Source organism: Anaerolineae bacterium, assembly GCA_025062375.1.
Taxonomy (GTDB): domain Bacteria; phylum Chloroflexota; class Anaerolineae; order SpSt-600; family SpSt-600; genus SpSt-600.
On record JANXAG010000041.1, the window covers coordinates 1 to 15104 of the forward strand.

General features: G+C 50.6%; 14 protein-coding genes. 5 read left to right on the plus strand and 9 right to left on the minus strand.

Annotation, left to right across the window (positions count from 1 at the left end; translation table 11 throughout):
• Positions 1-186 precede the first annotated feature (186 nt).
• Genes NZ653_08880 through NZ653_08895 form a run of 4 tightly spaced genes read right to left on the minus strand, consistent with a single transcriptional unit; the run spans position 187 to position 3579 of the window.
• Positions 187-579 (minus strand): NUDIX domain-containing protein, encoded by a 393-nt coding sequence (locus NZ653_08880; protein ID MCS7287233.1) that lies wholly within the window; start codon positions 577-579, stop codon positions 187-189.
• A 2-nt stretch (positions 580-581) separates the two neighbouring features.
• Positions 582-1595 (minus strand): phosphate acyltransferase PlsX, encoded by a 1014-nt coding sequence (gene plsX, locus NZ653_08885; GenBank protein ID MCS7287234.1) that lies wholly within the window; start codon positions 1593-1595, stop codon positions 582-584.
• A gap of 11 nt (positions 1596-1606) precedes the next feature.
• The gene (locus NZ653_08890; protein ID MCS7287235.1) at positions 1607-2932 is read right to left on the minus strand and encodes a glycerate kinase; all 1326 of its coding nucleotides are present in this window, start codon (positions 2930-2932) and stop codon (positions 1607-1609) included.
• Positions 2914-3579, minus strand: coding sequence for a M28 family peptidase (locus NZ653_08895; protein ID MCS7287236.1), 666 nt, complete (start codon positions 3577-3579; stop codon positions 2914-2916). Before NZ653_08895 ends, NZ653_08890 begins: the two co-directional genes overlap by 19 nt.
• A 30-nt stretch (positions 3580-3609) precedes the next feature.
• Between NZ653_08895 and NZ653_08900 the strand changes: the two genes are divergently transcribed.
• On the plus strand, positions 3610-3816 hold the full coding sequence (locus NZ653_08900; protein ID MCS7287237.1) for a hypothetical protein: 207 nt from the start codon (positions 3610-3612) through the stop codon (positions 3814-3816).
• A 75-nt stretch (positions 3817-3891) separates the two neighbouring features.
• On the opposite strand, the gene trmFO is transcribed toward NZ653_08900, so the two are convergent.
• From trmFO to NZ653_08925, 5 genes are read right to left on the minus strand one after another with little or no spacing between them, the layout of a single operon-like run.
• Positions 3892-5214, minus strand: a complete 1323-nt coding sequence (gene trmFO / locus NZ653_08905) for an FADH(2)-oxidizing methylenetetrahydrofolate--tRNA-(uracil(54)-C(5))-methyltransferase TrmFO (protein ID MCS7287238.1) — start codon at positions 5212-5214, stop codon at positions 3892-3894.
• A 2-nt stretch (positions 5215-5216) separates the two neighbouring features.
• A complete protein-coding gene (aspS, locus tag NZ653_08910; GenBank protein ID MCS7287239.1) occupies positions 5217-6983 on the minus strand; it encodes an aspartate--tRNA ligase in 1767 nt (588 codons plus the stop codon).
• Between the two features lie 2 nt (positions 6984-6985).
• Positions 6986-8005 (minus strand): type 2 isopentenyl-diphosphate Delta-isomerase, encoded by a 1020-nt coding sequence (gene fni / locus NZ653_08915; protein ID MCS7287240.1) that lies wholly within the window; start codon positions 8003-8005, stop codon positions 6986-6988.
• Positions 8005-9390, minus strand: a complete 1386-nt coding sequence (locus NZ653_08920) for an undecaprenyl-phosphate glucose phosphotransferase (GenBank protein ID MCS7287241.1) — start codon at positions 9388-9390, stop codon at positions 8005-8007. Before NZ653_08920 ends, fni begins: the two co-directional genes overlap by 1 nt.
• Positions 9387-10259 carry a glycosyltransferase family 2 protein gene (locus tag NZ653_08925; protein ID MCS7287242.1) on the minus strand — a complete coding sequence of 291 codons (873 nt, stop codon included), beginning with the start codon at positions 10257-10259 and terminating at the stop codon, positions 9387-9389. The genes NZ653_08920 and NZ653_08925 overlap by 4 nt, the downstream gene beginning before the upstream one ends.
• 84 nt (positions 10260-10343) lie before the next feature.
• Here NZ653_08925 and lepA point away from each other — a divergent pair, with 84 nt between their 5' ends.
• The 4 genes from lepA to NZ653_08945 form a co-directional block, all read left to right on the plus strand.
• Positions 10344-12146, plus strand: coding sequence for a translation elongation factor 4 (gene lepA, locus NZ653_08930; GenBank protein ID MCS7287243.1), 1803 nt, complete (start codon positions 10344-10346; stop codon positions 12144-12146).
• Positions 12147-12149: 3 nt separating this feature from the next.
• Entirely contained in the window at positions 12150-13268 is a 1119-nt protein-coding gene (locus tag NZ653_08935; GenBank protein MCS7287244.1) for an MFS transporter, read from the plus strand.
• Positions 13262-14401 (plus strand): endolytic transglycosylase MltG, encoded by a 1140-nt coding sequence (gene mltG, locus NZ653_08940; protein MCS7287245.1) that lies wholly within the window; start codon positions 13262-13264, stop codon positions 14399-14401. The genes NZ653_08935 and mltG overlap by 7 nt, the downstream gene beginning before the upstream one ends.
• A 55-nt stretch (positions 14402-14456) precedes the next feature.
• Positions 14457-15104, plus strand: a 648-nt coding sequence (locus tag NZ653_08945) for a ubiquitin-like domain-containing protein (GenBank protein ID MCS7287246.1), incomplete at its 3' end; no start/stop codon positions are given.

The following is a 15104-nucleotide window of genomic DNA, read 5'->3' on the forward strand; positions in this document are numbered from 1 at the left end:
CCTTGGACCCCCGATTTTTCCCGCCCTCGCGGGCTTGAGGTCTGCCAGGGTTTAGGGTTCCACTCGTGGGCGGGATGCAGGGGGTGGCTGATAGCTCCCTTTTTGAGGTTTCTGGGGGCACATTCTTCAGGTCCCGGAGGAGGGAGCTTCCCCCTACCTCCCGGTAATCACCCTTGCAAATTGATGTCAGAAAACGGGGCCAACTTCTAATGCCTTTTCCAGAAGCGCAGAATATTCCTTGAACGAAAGTCTCTTGAGGGCTTCTTCCGGGGTAAGGAGAAAGGCATCATGTTCTGCGTGGCTTTCCCATTCAACTGTTGGCTCCAGAACATGGGCCAGGAAAATTTCTACCTGATATTCCTTCCCATCATAGAAATAGTGCACTTCTCCCACCTTCCTTTTTAGCTCCACTCTGAGGCCCAGCTCTTCAGAAACCTCGCGAACGGCTGTCTCCTCCGGTCTTTCTCCTTCTTCTATATGTCCTTTGGGGAAAAGCCAGTGGCCATTTTTGTTTTTCCTGAGCACCACATTTTTTCCCCAGAACACAATAGCTCCTGCTTCTCTTATGGGCTCACTCACTTTTAGTCCTCTCCTACCTGTAACTGGGGAAGTTCTGCAAGGCCTTCCTTTATAGCCTGCAGAATACCTCCCTCTACCGCTTTCTTGGCAACCTTTATTGCATTTTTAATGGCTACCGCATCAGAGCGCCCGTGAGCTATTACCACTACTCCGTCTACTCCTAAAAGCGCTCCCCCACCGTATTCCCGGTAATCGAGGCGTTTGGCTACGGCCTTGAAAGCAGGTTTAGCCAGCAGGCTCCCCAAAACGGCTAATGGTCGCTTTTTTATCTCTTCCTTTATTATCCCCATGAGAGCCATAGCCAGACCTTCTGAAAGCTTCACCACCACGTTACCTGTAAACCCATCGCTTACCACCACATCCGCCATCCCGGTAGGTATATCTTTGCCTTCCACATTTCCTATGAAATTTAAGCCACTGGTCTTGAGAAGCTGATGGGCCTCCTGGACCACCACCGTACCCTTGGTTTCTTCCTCTCCATTGGAAAGAAGACCTATGCGCGGATTCTTTATCCCCATGACTCTTTCCGCATACACGTGGCCCATTAAGGCAAATTGAAGCAAATATTCGGGCTTACAATCAGTATTGGCTCCCACATCTATGAGGAAACAAAAGCCTCTGGTCGTGGGATAGGGGGTAGCAAGGGCAGGCCTCTTTATACCCTTTATTCTCCCCAGGTGGAAAATGGCAGCGGCCAGAACTCCTCCTGAGTTCCCGGCTGATACAAAGGCATCGGCTTCCCCGCGTTTCAGCATTTTCATCCCCACCACCATGGATGAATCAGGCTTGGATTTGACAGCAACGGCTGGATGTTCATGCATTTCTATAACTTGAGAGGCATGGACTATAGGAAGCGATAGGTTCCGTGTATCGTATTTGGCAAGTTCCGTCCGGATGGCTTCTTCTCTGCCCACCAGGATAACTTCCACTCCAAGTTCCCGGGCAGCCATAACTGCCCCCTCTACCGCTACTGGTGGGGCATAATCTCCGCCCATAGCATCAAGAATTATGCGCATGATGGACCTCCTTATCGTTTTACAAGGATAAACACCAGATCATTGACATTGGTATTGGTGGGCCCCGTTACGAGCAAATCACCGAGAGCTTTGAAAAACGTATACGAATCGTTATCCTGAAGGTAAGCCAGTGGGGAAAGCCCTTTTTCCAAACCCCTCCTTACCGTTGTCCCATCCACTATGGCGCCTGCGGCATCGGTGGGGCCATCAGTTCCGTCAGTGGCTAAAGTTACAATGGTGATTTCATCCCAGCCTTCAAGGGCTATCGCCGCAGCCAGAGCCAATTCCTGATTTCTGCCGCCTTTCCCCTTCCCCTTAATGGTTACTGTTGTCTCACCTCCCAGGATAAGGCAGGCCGGCGGCGGTATAGGGATTCCTCTGAGAGCTATCTCTTTCCCCAAAGCTGCCACAGCTTTTCCGATCTCCCTTGCTTCTCCCTCCAAGAAAGTGGTGAGAAGCAGAGCATTGAAGCCCCATCGTCTGGCTTCCTCCAGAGCCGCAGTGGCAGCTATGTAGTTATCGGCTATTATAACGTTCTGGACCCGGTCAAATACAGGGTCACCAGGTTTGGGGGTTTCAGGAATTTCTCCCTTCATGCCCCTCTGAAGTCTCTCCACAATGCTCTGGGGCATCTCAGTTAAGATCCCATATTTTTCCAGAACCTTCCATGCATCGGAGAAAGTGGTTGGGTCGGGAGCGGTTGGGCCTGAGGCGATGGTATCCAGCGGACTTCCCACCACATCGGATAGAATTAAGCTTATGATAGTGGCAGGATACGCTGCTTTGGCCAGTTGTCCTCCTTTTATGGCGGAGATATGTTTGCGCAAGGCGTTCATTTCGTTTATAGTAGCTCCGCATCTCAAAAGGAGAGAAGTGGCTAATTTTTTATCTTCCAAGGTTATGCCTTCTGCTGGCAGGGGCATAAGGGCTGAGCCTCCTCCAGAAATGAGAGTAATAACCATATCCCTTTCTCCAAGTCCGGAGACCATCTCCATAATCTTTTTCGCCCCCTCAAATCCTGCCTCGTTTGGAGTTGGGTGTCCGGCCTGATTGATGTAAATACGGGCTGGAAACGGTTCAAGTATGTAACCTTCCTTTACGTTAACCCAGCCGCCAGTGATACGTTCCCCTAAAACCTCCTCAACGGCAGCGGCCATGGGAGCCCCAGCTTTGCCCCCACCCACTACTATTATGCGCTGAAAGTAAGAAAGGTCGTAAATTCTATCGGCAACTATGAGTTTATCGTTCTCCCTTTTAACCACTTTGCGTATAGCCTCAGCGGGGTCAACAGCTTTAAGGGCTGCATTTATTATGGCCTTTATTTCCTCTTTACCCACTTTGGCCCCTCCTTTTCCACCCATGTTTTTAGCACCCTCCCCACAATTTCCAGACTTTCAGGGCTGACCTTATCCGGGGTATCCTCTGAAGTGTGCCAGTAAGGGTAGTCAAAATCAATGACCAGGGCCGATGGGATACCTCTGAGGGCGAAGGGCAGGTGGTCATCAATGATTCTGTACTTGACCTGCGGGATGAAATATTCAGAAAAACCAAGGCTTCGGGCTATACCCCAGATGCTCTCAGTGAGGGTCTTATCCGAATTAGCCTCCTGATAGATTTTCAGATCTTTGTCCCCAATCATATCTGCTACAATTACGGCTTTGAGGTTGAGTTCCATCTGGGAGGCAAAAGAGGCGCCCACCGAGAAAGGCCATCCATCAATGTTACCCATATCCTCGGCATCAAAAAAAGCGAGCCAGATCCGGAAATCCTGCGGTTCTCTCAGGATTCGGGCCATCTCAAGAAGTAAAGCAGTGCCGCTATTTCCGTCGTTGGCACCGGGTACGGGTAGATGCTGCAACTCGGGTGGATTGCGGTCGGATATGGGACGAGTATCATAGTGGGTTCCAAGCAATATTCCAGGGCCATCTCCCTTGTAAGCCAGGATGTTGTAGCCCCGGACTTCTTTGTATACAAAGGGAACCAATTGAACTTGCCAGTTTTGGGTTCTAAGCCAATGGGCAATGTAATCTCTAATCTGTTCCTGTTCCCTAGTTCCAGTCGGGTGTGGGCCGATGCCGCTCAGGTAAAAGAGGTGCTGCATAGATTTGGCGCCAGAAAAATCGCCAGTGTTGCAAGCCACGAGAAGGAGAAGGAGGCAAAAAAGCCCGAAGTTTCTTCGCATAGCGAAAAAGGCTTGAGCAAGCTTTTTGAACAAATTTGAAAGTTCCTGAAAATAGCGCCTATTTTGGCTATGCGAAGGAATTGTGGGAAATTTCATTTCACATCCTGCGAATTTCTAATCTTTCAAAATCCCTTGGGAAGTCATGAAAGCTTCTAAATCCTTAAGGGCTCTCTCACTATAGGCCAGATAGCGCGCCGGCTTTCTCTTTATTTTCCGCTCCAAAGGCGGCAACAGTCCAAAGTTCGCTTTCATGGGCTGAAAGTCTTTTATACGCGGATCTGTTATGTAATGACAAAGCGCCCCTATCATGGTGGTCGGAGGAAAAACCAGTAGCTCCTTTCCCTTTAGCAATCTGGCCATATTCAGCCCTGCTACAAGCCCTGTAGCTGTTGAACCTACATAACCCTCACTGCCGGTTATCTGACCAGCAAAGAACAAATCATGCCTGCGGCGGAATTGAAGGGTTGGAAACAATAATTTCGGAGAATTTATGAACGTATTGCGATGCATCTGTCCGTACCGTACGAATTCGGCTTTCTCAAGGCCTGGAATAAGCCTGAAAACCCTCTCCTGCTCACCCCATTTCAGGTTTGTCTGAAAACCCACCAGATTATATAACGTGCCAGCAGCATCGTCCTGACGAAGTTGAACCACAGCGTAAGGCTGCTTGCCAGTCCTCGGATCTACAAGCCCCACCGGACGCAATGGGCCAAAGGCCAGAGCTTCTCTTCCTCGCCTGGCTATCACCTCTATAGGAAGGCATGCTTCAAAGAATTTCGGATCCTCCCTTTCAAAATCCCTGAGCTCAATGGTTTCAGCCTGCAAAAGAGCATCCACAAAGCGGTAATACTCCTCCTCTGTCATCGGGCAATTTATGTAATCTTCTCCGCCCCTGCCGTAACGGGAAGCCCGGAAGGCTTTGCTCATGTCTATGGATTCGTAGGTTATTATTGGAGCCATGGCATCGTAAAAGTAAAGATACTCCTCTCCGATCAATTCTCGAAGGCGAGCAGCAAGTATATCAGAGGTCAGCGGGCCAGTGGCTACTATTACCGGCCCTGATGGTATTTCCGTCACTTCCTCCCGTATGACTTTGATATTGGGATGCGATTCTATTCGCTCTGTGACCAGGCGAGCAAAATCATCTCTGGAAACTGCCAAGCTCCCCCCTGCCGGGACTCTCGTCTCATAAGCGCAGGAAAGGATGAGAGAACCCAGACGACGCAGTTCCTCTTTGAGAAGCCCTAAGGGTTTATCTAAGGGTTCTGCTCCGAGAGAGTTGCTGCAAACTAGCTCCGCCAAAAACCCAGTGCGATGAGCTGGCGTTAGCTTGAAAGGGCGCATCTCATAAAGATATACTTTGAATCCTCTCTCCGCCAGCTGCCAGGCCGCTTCAGATCCAGCAAGCCCGCCCCCAATCACCACTACATCGCCCATTCTCACTCCTTTTCAACAATCTTTATGTGAAGTTCAGCCAACTGCCGCTCAGTAATGGGAGCTGGGGCAGAAAACAGCAGATCCATCGCCGTCTGAGTTTTAGGGAAAGCTATCACTTCTCGTATAGAACTCTCGCCCCGCAAGAGCATCACCAGGCGATCCACTCCCAGCGCTATGCCTCCGTGTGGAGGGGCTCCAAATTCAAAGGCTTCCAGCAGGTGACCAAACTGCGCTCTTGCTTCTTCATCAGAAAGACCGATAAGCCGGAAAATTTTCTCTTGAAGGGGACGATGGTGAATCCTTATGCTTCCTCCGCCAATTTCCCAGCCATTGCACACGATATCATAGGCTTTAGCCCGCACACTTCCCGGCGCCGTATCCAGCAAAGGTATATCTTCGTCAACTGGGGCAGTAAAGGGATGGTGTACGGGATCCCAGCGGCCTTCCTCTTCGTTCCAGGCTAACAGTGGAAAATCCAGAACCCAGGCGAAAGCCAACTCATTCTCATCCACAAGGCCTGCTGATCTTCCTACATAGAGCCTCAGTCTCCCCATTATGTCAAGAGCTCTCTCGGGATTGTCGGCTACGAAGATGATACCATCGCCTGACAAAGCTTCAGCCATAGAAGCAATCGCCTCAAGCTGACCGGGGGTGAAATAACGGGCTATTGAGGACTTTATTCCCTCGTCCGTCAAGGCCATCCAGATAAGCCCCCCTGCTCCGAATTCTCTGGCTTTGGCGGCCAGATCATCCCATTGCTTTCGGGAATAATTAGCACCACCGGGAACCCTTAATCCCTTAACTTTACCCCCACCCTCTATCACTTCCCGAAAAACACTAAACTCACCTGCCGCCGCTATTTCAGTTATGTCAAATATTGGTAATTCAAAGCGAAGATCAGGCTTATCAGAACCGTACCGTTCCATAGCTTCGCTGTAAGGCAACCGGGGGAAGGGTTCAAACTTGAGCTTTTTATCGGTTAAAGTTTTGACAAGTGAAATCAGGAGGTCTTCAATCACCTGCAGGACATCTTCGCGATCTACAAAGGACATCTCCAGGTCCAACTGGGTAAACTCGGGTTGCCGGTCAGCTCTCAGGTCCTCATCTCGGAAACAGCGAGCGATCTGGAAATATTTTTCAAAGCCCGCCACCATCAGGATTTGCTTTAGTTGCTGTGGGGATTGGGGAAGAGCGTAGAATTTTCCGGGGTGAACACGGCTCGGCACCACGTAATCTCTGGCCCCCTCCGGAGTGCTACGGATGAGAATTGGGGTCTCAATCTCTATAAAGCCCCTGGCATCCATGAAATCCCGGATGAACTTCACCACTTTGTGGCGGAAAATTATGTTTCCCTTCATCCTCTCCCGACGGAGATCAAGGTAACGATATCTGAGGCGGAGAGCCTCATCCACTTCTTCTTCCCGCTCAATGTAGAAAGGTGGAGTTCGGGAGGGATTAAGAATCTTGGCCTCTTTAGCTATAACCTCAATCTCGCCGGTGGAAAGATTGGGATTTTCCATCCCCGGGGGCCTTTCCTTGACCACTCCTTTTACCCACAGAACATACTCATTGCGAGCTTCATCAGCAACTTTATAGGCTTCGGGGGCCTCGGCAGGGTTGAAAACTACCTGGACTATTCCTTCTCGGTCCCTAAGGTCAATGAAGATGAGCCCTCCATGGTGGCGACGCCGATGCACCCATCCTGCCAGTTTCACTTCCTTTCCCACGTGCTCTTTGCGCAAAAGACCACAGTAGTAGTCTTTCAGCACTTTTAACCTCCTTCAACCCGTATTTGTTTTAAAGCCTTTATATCGCCAGCTCCGGTGCAGAACATAGCAATGCGAAAGCTATGCAATATTTCCCAGGCTTTTTCCCGGACAGCCTCTACAGACAAAACGGCAGGCTTGAGGAAAGGTGCCGCTATCCCAACAAGATCCGCTCCCAGAGCTATGGCCTTAGCTGCATCAACCCCCGTCCTTATCCCTCCACTGGCGATGAGGGGAAAGTCCGGCAAAACCTCACGAACACCTCTTATGGCTTCAGCTGTAGGAATCCCCCAATTGGAGAAAGCCAGGGCTACGTTTTTGAGGCTTTCCTGCCCAATGCGATGCATTTCTATGAGACTCCAACAGGTTCCTCCTGCTCCTGCTACATCAATAGCTGCAACCCCTGCTTCTACCAACTTCAACGCTACCTGCGGGTTTATACCCCACCCTACTTCTTTGACCACAACAGGCACCTCCAAAGCTGTGCAAACCTTTTCAATTTTGCGGAGTAATCCGGAAAAATTCGTATTCCCTTCAGGCTGAAGGGCTTCTTGAAGGGGGTTAAGGTGCAAGACGAGAGCATCGGCTTCTATCATTTCTACTGCTCTGCGGCACTCCTCTACTCCGTAACTGTAGTTTAGCTGGACAGCCCCCAGGTTGGCCATCAAAAGGATATCGGGGGCTATGTCTCGCACTTTGTAGGAATCAACCCAGCGCGAATCCTCCAGAGCGACTCTCTGGGAACCGACCCCCATAGCCCAGCCAAACTCCTGAGCCACAGCCGCCAAATTGCGATTTATCCTCCCTGCCTCCTCTGTACCTCCGGTCATGGGTGAAATGAGAAAAGGTGCTTTCAGCTTTTTGCCCAAGAACTGCGTGGATGTGTCAACTTCCGCCAGGTTTAATTCAGGAAGAGCGCAGTGGGGGAGGCGATATCTTTCAAATTCTGTTGTTAAAGTTCTAAACTCCACGTCCTTTTCCAGAGCAATCCTGAGGTGTTCGCTTTTCCTGCGGTTAGAGGCCATTAATAAGCACTCCTGTCGGAGAAGATGCGCACGATGGTTTTCAAGATAATCTTTATATCAAGCCAGAGGGACCAGTTCTCAATGTACCAGAGGTCATATTTGGTCCTCTCAGCGATGGAGGTGTCTCCTCTGAGGCCATGGATTTGAGCCCAGCCGGTTATTCCGGCCTTCTCCCGATGGCGCTCCATATATCGGGGGATACTGCGCCGGAACTGCTCCACGTAATAGGGCTGTTCAGGCCTTGGCCCCACCAGACTCATATGGCCCAGGAGCACATTTATGAACTGAGGAAGTTCATCCAAGGAGTAACGCCTTAGAAATGCACCCAGCCTGGTGCGCCTTGGATCGTCAGGTGTAGTCCAGCCGGGGCCGTTGGCATCGGCACCCTGACGCATGGAACGGAATTTGAGCATAGGGAAAGGTTTAGCGTCAAGTCCCATCCTCTCCTGAACGTAGAAGACAGGCCCAGGGGAGTCAAGTTTTATGAGAATGGCTATAAGGAGCATGAGGGGTGAAAGGAGTATCAGAGCTATGGAGGCTCCCACTATGTCCATTGCCCTTTTGAGAGCAAGCTTCCATCCCCTCATAGCCGTGTCTCTCACGGTGATAAGAGGAAGGCCGTCCAGGTCTCCTATGCTAACCTCTGAAGCTATAATCTGGAATACATCGGGAAAGACCTTTATAGCTGTGGAGCTCCTGTCGCACATCCCTATTATTGAAAGGAGCTGGGAGTGATCAGCTTCGGGCATGGCGATTATGACTTCGTCCACTGCCTCCTGGCTGATGATAGTGGGAAGATCGTTGATTTTCCCCAGAACTGGCACGCCCATAACCTGACCACTGAAGTTATCGTCTACGAATCCCACTACCCTGTAGCCGAGGCTTGGGGAACGCATTATTTTTTGCAGTATTATTCGCCCTACTTCTCCCGCCCCTACAATCAGGACTCTGGAAACCCCCACCCCTCTGGCATAAGCGGAACGTTGCCACCTGTGATGCAGAGTCCTGCCCACAAAGGTGAAGATTATGGTAAGAAGCCAGGCGTAGACCATCATCAAACGGGAATAGTCCAGTTCGTTTTTGAAAAGGAGGGAAAAGAAAGCAATAGCTATAAGGGTGCCTATGGAAGAGGCAGCGGTTAGCTTGGAAAATTCGTCTATGTGCGAGAAAGTCCTGCGGCGGTGGTAAAGGCGAGCGAAGAAGAAAGTGATCAAAAGGGTAACCACATAGACCCCAGCCATTCCAAGGTAAGGAGTAAAGGAATAGGGGAGGTTCTGATGGGCGGTGAGGAGACGAAGTTTGTAGGCCAGGTAAAAGGCCAAGGCTATTAAGACGGCATCTAAAGCCGCAAGACTTGCACGAAAGAAAAAAGCAGGGTTTTTCATAAGACCTTGCTTATCCCCCACCACAGGTAAATTCCTGCCTTAACCAGTTTGTCCAGCCACCATGGAGTTTGGGAGGCATAGTGCTTGCGATAAAATATAAGCATTGCTCGGAAGAATTCATCGCGGGCTCTGGGATTTTTCTGGCTTGAAACCTTCTTGTAGTGAAGCACTGTTACTCCCGGATAATAGTATACCTTCCATCCGGCCCTTTTTATCCTCAGGGCCCAATCCAGGTCCTCTCCGTAAAGAAAAAAGGCCTCATCCAGAAGGCCAGCATCGGCAATGGCTTCTCTGCGGACCATCATGAAGGCCCCCACCACTGAATCCACTTCGGCTGTTTTGTCGGGATCCAGATAGGTGAGATTGTAGCGGGCGAAGCGTGGATGTCGAGGGAATAGTTTGCTGAGGCCTATCATCCTGTAAAAGGCTACTTCAGGGGTAGGAAAAGAGCGACGACAGGCCAGGTCCAAACTTCCATCCTGACGGATTAGTTTGGGGCCAGCTATGCCAGCCTGGGGATGAGAATCCATAAATTGCACCATACCCGCCAGAGCCCCCGGGGGCAAAACGGTATCGGGGTTTAAAAGGAGAGCATAACGAGGAGCATCTGGAGAGGGAGCGCCGGGGTCAAAACCTAAAGCCCTGAGGCCAAGGTTATTGGCATAAGCATATCCACCGTTAAAGGGGCTGCATATCAGCAGGACCTGAGGGAACTCTTTCCTAACCATGTCGGCACTCCCATCCCCGGAACCATTGTCCACCACGCACACCTGGAAAGAGACCCCACGATTCTCTAAGAGGGAGAGCAAACAGTCTTTAAGAAGGTCTCTGGTGTTGTAGTTTACGATTATTACCCCCACATCCACCATGGCCCTCACCATTGCCTTTTATTTTAACACAAAAGCTTTGCCTCCGCAAAGGCTTCCTGGTATAATTTTCGGGGGGATTGGAGCATGGACCCGAGGAGGATACGAAATTTTTGCATAATAGCTCACATAGACCATGGAAAATCAACGCTGGCGGACCGTTTCCTGGAGATAACGGGGACGGTAGATCCACGCCAGATGCGAGAACAGTTCCTGGACCAGATGGACATTGAACGGGAGAAAGGGGTAACCATCAAGGCTTCAGCTGTCAGGATGCTTTACAGGGCTTATGATTCTGAAATTTATGAGCTTAACTTGATTGACACCCCAGGCCACGTGGATTTCTCCTACGAAGTCAGCAGGGCGCTGGCGGCCTGCGAAGGGGCCATACTGGTGGTAGACGCCTCTCAAGGGATAGAGGCCCAGACCGTCGCTAACCTATACATGGCTCTGGAGCATGATTTGACTATAATTCCTGTTGTCAATAAAATAGACCTTCCCAATGCCAGGCCTGAAGAGGTCGCTCAGGAATTAGAAGACCTTCTCGGAATTCCGGCGGAAGAGGTGATAATGGTTTCAGCAAAAGAAGGCATAAATGTCAGAGAAGTGCTGGAAGCAGTGGTCAAGAAAATTCCACCTCCAAAAGGTTACTTGCGCCAGCCTTTGAGAGCTCTAATTTTTGACTCCCATTACGATCCTTACAAAGGCGTTATAGCCTATGTAAGGGTAGTGGACGGCGAGATAACCCCAGACTCTCCCCTTATGCTCATGTCTTCCGGGGAAAAATTTGAGCCTATGGAGATAGGTTACTTTTCACCGTGGATGACTTCCACCGAACGGCTTGTGGCAGGGGAAGTGGGATATGTAGCCACAGGCTTGAAAAGCGTTAAAGAGTGCTCCGTAGGGGATACTATCACCTGGGCGCGCAATCCCGCCGATAAGCCCCTCCCTGGCTATAAGAAACCCAAACCCATGGTTTTTGCTGGTTTTTATCCCGCGGAAGGAGAAGATTTTAGCCTTTTGAGAGAAGCTCTGGAGAAGCTTCAGCTCAATGATGCCTCCCTTTTCTTTGAACCGGAGGAATCAGCCGCTCTGGGCCCGGGTTTCAGGTGCGGTTTCCTGGGCCTTTTCCACATGGAAATAGTCCAGGAGAGACTGGAAAGGGAATTCGGGTTAGATCTGGTTGCCACCGCCCCAAACGTTGAATACGAGGTGGTGAAGCGCAATGGCGAGGTCATCCAGGTGGATAACCCCGCCCGTTTCCCCCCGGAATCGGATATAGAAGAAATCCGGGAACCCTGGATGAAAGTTCAGATCTTCACCCCTTCAGAGTATATAGGCCCGGTCATGGAGCTGGTGACGAAGAGAAGGGGGAAATTTGTAAGGATGGATTACTTAGATCCCAGGCGGGTCATGCTCCTTTATGAGATGCCCCTGGCCGAAATGATTACGGATTTTTACGATCGCCTCAAGTCTGTAACCAGAGGTTACGCCTCTCTGGATTACTCCTTCCTGGAATACCGGCCCGATAATCTGGTAAAGCTGAGCATCCTTGTGCACGGCCAGCCTGTAGATGCTCTATCTGTTGTAGTGCATCGGGATGATGCCTACAGGCGGGGAAAGGTTCTGGTAGAAAAACTTAAGGAAGTTATCCCGCGCCAGCTGTTTTCTGTAGCCATTCAGGCTGCCATTGGCAAGAGGGTTGTGGCCAGAGCCGATATTCCTGCCCTCAAGAAGAATGTGCTGGCCAAATGCTACGGCGGCGATGTAACCCGTAAGCGCAAGCTTCTGGAACGTCAAAAAGAGGGGAAAAAGCGGCTGAAACAGATAGGCCGGGTCCAGGTTCCTCAGGAAGCATTCCTCACACTCCTCAAAGTGGAGGAGGATTGAAAGTTGGTTTACCACCGGCCTTTACTGCTGGCCTTTGCAGCAAGCTTTTTCTTCTTTTTAAGTTTTCAGAGCCTTTTTTCCACTTTCCCCATCTTCGTCCAGGGCTTGGGTGGAGAAGCAGCTTTTATTGGAGCAACTCAGGGCTCTTTCGCCTTAACCGCCATCCTCTTCCGCCCCCTGGCCGGGTGGGTCTCTGACCGGATGGGAAGGCGGGTCGGCCTGATATTGGGCAGTGCTATTTTCACTCTGAGCATGCTTCTTTACTGCTTTGTCAGGGACCTTAAGAGCTTGCTCTTTCTGCGGGCCTTTCACGGAACCGGCATCGCCTTCTTCACTACAGCTTTTGCCGCTTTTGTTTCCGATCTCGCTCCCTCTGAAAAAAGGGGGGAAATAATGGGCATAGGATGGATGTCCATCCCCATTTCCCTCCTTCTGGCCCCGCTTTTGGGCGATTTTCTGGCCTTGGGGGGCAATTTCCCGAGACTTTTCCTGGCCGGCGCTGGCTTCGGAGCCCTTTCCCTGACTTTGACCCTGGCTTTACCGGAAACCCTTAAAAGTTCTCACCAGGCCCAAACCCCGTCACCTGTGTCAGACATAGCCGCTTTAGTTCTCCTCACAGGAGCTCTTGGAGTTTCTTACGGAGCTATTATTTCTTTTCTTCCGGTATTCCTGGATGAAAAGGGCCTCGGGCCGAGCGGTTTCTTTTTCTCCCTTTTTTCCTCCATCCTTATACCATCCATGATTTTAGGGGGAAGGCTTTCCGATAGAGCTGGCCGCATCAGAGTGGCAACCCCCGCCCTGGCCCTTGTAACCCTGGCGCTGGCCTTTTTCCCTTTAATTCAATCGCATGTTCTTCTCGCCCTTTTAGCTTTAACTTATGGATTAGGATACGGAACGCTACGCACCACCATTGACGCTTTTATATTGGACAGAGTTCTGCCTACGGCGCGGGGAAAGGCTCTCGGTCTAAATTACGCAGGGTTTGATGCAGGGATAGGCTTCGGCTCACTGCTCTTAGGCTTTCTGGCTCAGAAATATGGATATGGTTCGGTCTATGTCGCCTCCGCCACCGCTGTAATCATGGCAGCGGCAATCTTTCTATGGGAGGTCTCAAAGTGGTAAGGAAAGCCTTAAAGTTTGCGGTTTTCCTTATAGCAATCTTGGCTATGTTAGTGGTAGCTGTGGTGCCCATTGTTGCGCTTGTGGGGATATTTTCTTCACCCATTTCTTCCGAGAAAATTCATATCAAGCTGGGTTCCCCTGCAGAGCTTTACTACGGTTTGTATCTCTGGCTTCACAGAGATGAAGTCAATAAACCCTTCATCCCTGGAGGTTCTCCAGTTCCTTTCACCGTTTATCCAGGGGAATCGCCTTTCTCTATAGGGGAAAGGCTTGAGGAAGCAGGGCTCATTTCCAGTGCTAAATTATTCTACGCTTATGTTCGCTACAACAGATTGGGCCAGGAGCTGGAGGCCGGCGATTATACCCTTAGCCCCGGTATGACTATACCCGAGATTGTGCAGGCCCTTCAGCATGGCCGGGTCAAAGAAATTACCGTAACCATTCCTGAAGGATGGAGGATAGAGCAGCTGGCCCAGTATCTTGAAAACCAGGGGCTAATGTCCGCCGAAAAATTCCTGGCCTTGGCTAAAAGGGACCTGTGGAGCAACCGATACGATTTTTTGAAGGAAGTGCCTGAGGGGGCCTCCCTTGAGGGCTACCTTTTCCCCGATACTTACAAACTCCCGGTGCCTGCTTCACCCGAGGACCTTTTGACCAGAATGCTGGATAACTTTGGGGCCAAAGTATCTCCTGAGATGAGAGCAAAGGCACGAGAAATGGGCTTCACGCTTCACCAGGTCATCACTCTGGCCTCTATTGTGGAAAGGGAGGCAGTTATCCTGGAAGAAAAGCCCATCATCGCCGGAGTTTACCTTAACCGCCTGCGCAAGGGGATGTACCTTCAAGCTGATCCAACAGTCCAATATGCCAAGGGGTACGACAAGGCCACTGGCCGCTGGTGGCCTTCAATAACCATTGAGGAAATGGGTTCAGTCCAATCCCCCTACAACACTTTCCTTAACCCAGGTTTACCTCCAGGCCCCATATGCAGCCCCGGGCTTGATTCTATAAAAGCTGTCCTTTATCCCGCTGAAACCGATTATCTTTTCTTCTTCTCCAAGGGCGACGGCTCCCATGTTTTTTCCAGAACTTACGAAGAGCACCTTGAAAATCAGAGGCGATATGGACGGTAACAGAGCACGAGCCGCAGTTAAAAGCTTAATATGGCTCATTTTAGTTCCGCTCTTCATGACCCTGTGCTTCCTTTGCACTCGTGAAGTTACTCTCATAGTGGATGGCAGAGTCCATAAAGTACGGGTTCTACCTGCTGAACCACAAGCCCTCCTGCAAGAATTGGGCCTCGGACTTGCTCTCAGTTACTCTTATGTTCAGGGAGAGCCCGCTACCCTGGTGGTCACCAGGCCTATCCCAGTGGAAATTTACGCCGACGGGAGCGTGAAAAGGGTAGAAGCCTACGGTACAACCATTGAAGAAGCTCTAAACAAAGCAAAGGTGACCCTAAAAGAAGAGGATGAAATTTTCGTGAATGGTGAGAAATCTTCTCCGGGTGTGCCTCTGGCTGTAAGGCTTAGGGCAAGCCTAGATGGGTTCGGAGTCATCGCTCCCGTTAAAGTGCTTGTCCGGCGCGCCGTTCCCATCACCATTGTAGACAACGGGGTTCCCATTACCATATACACTACGGCCAAGGTGCTGGGAGAGGCCCTTTATAGAGCGGGCTTAATCCTTTACGCTGGAGATGTGGTAGTTCCGGAGCTTCACACCCCCGTTTCCCCAGGTTTGAAAGTCTACATAACTCGCTCCAAAGCCGCCAGGATCACCGTTGACGGCCGTATAATTAAGACCAGAACTCTCGCCCGTACCGTAGCTGAACTCATG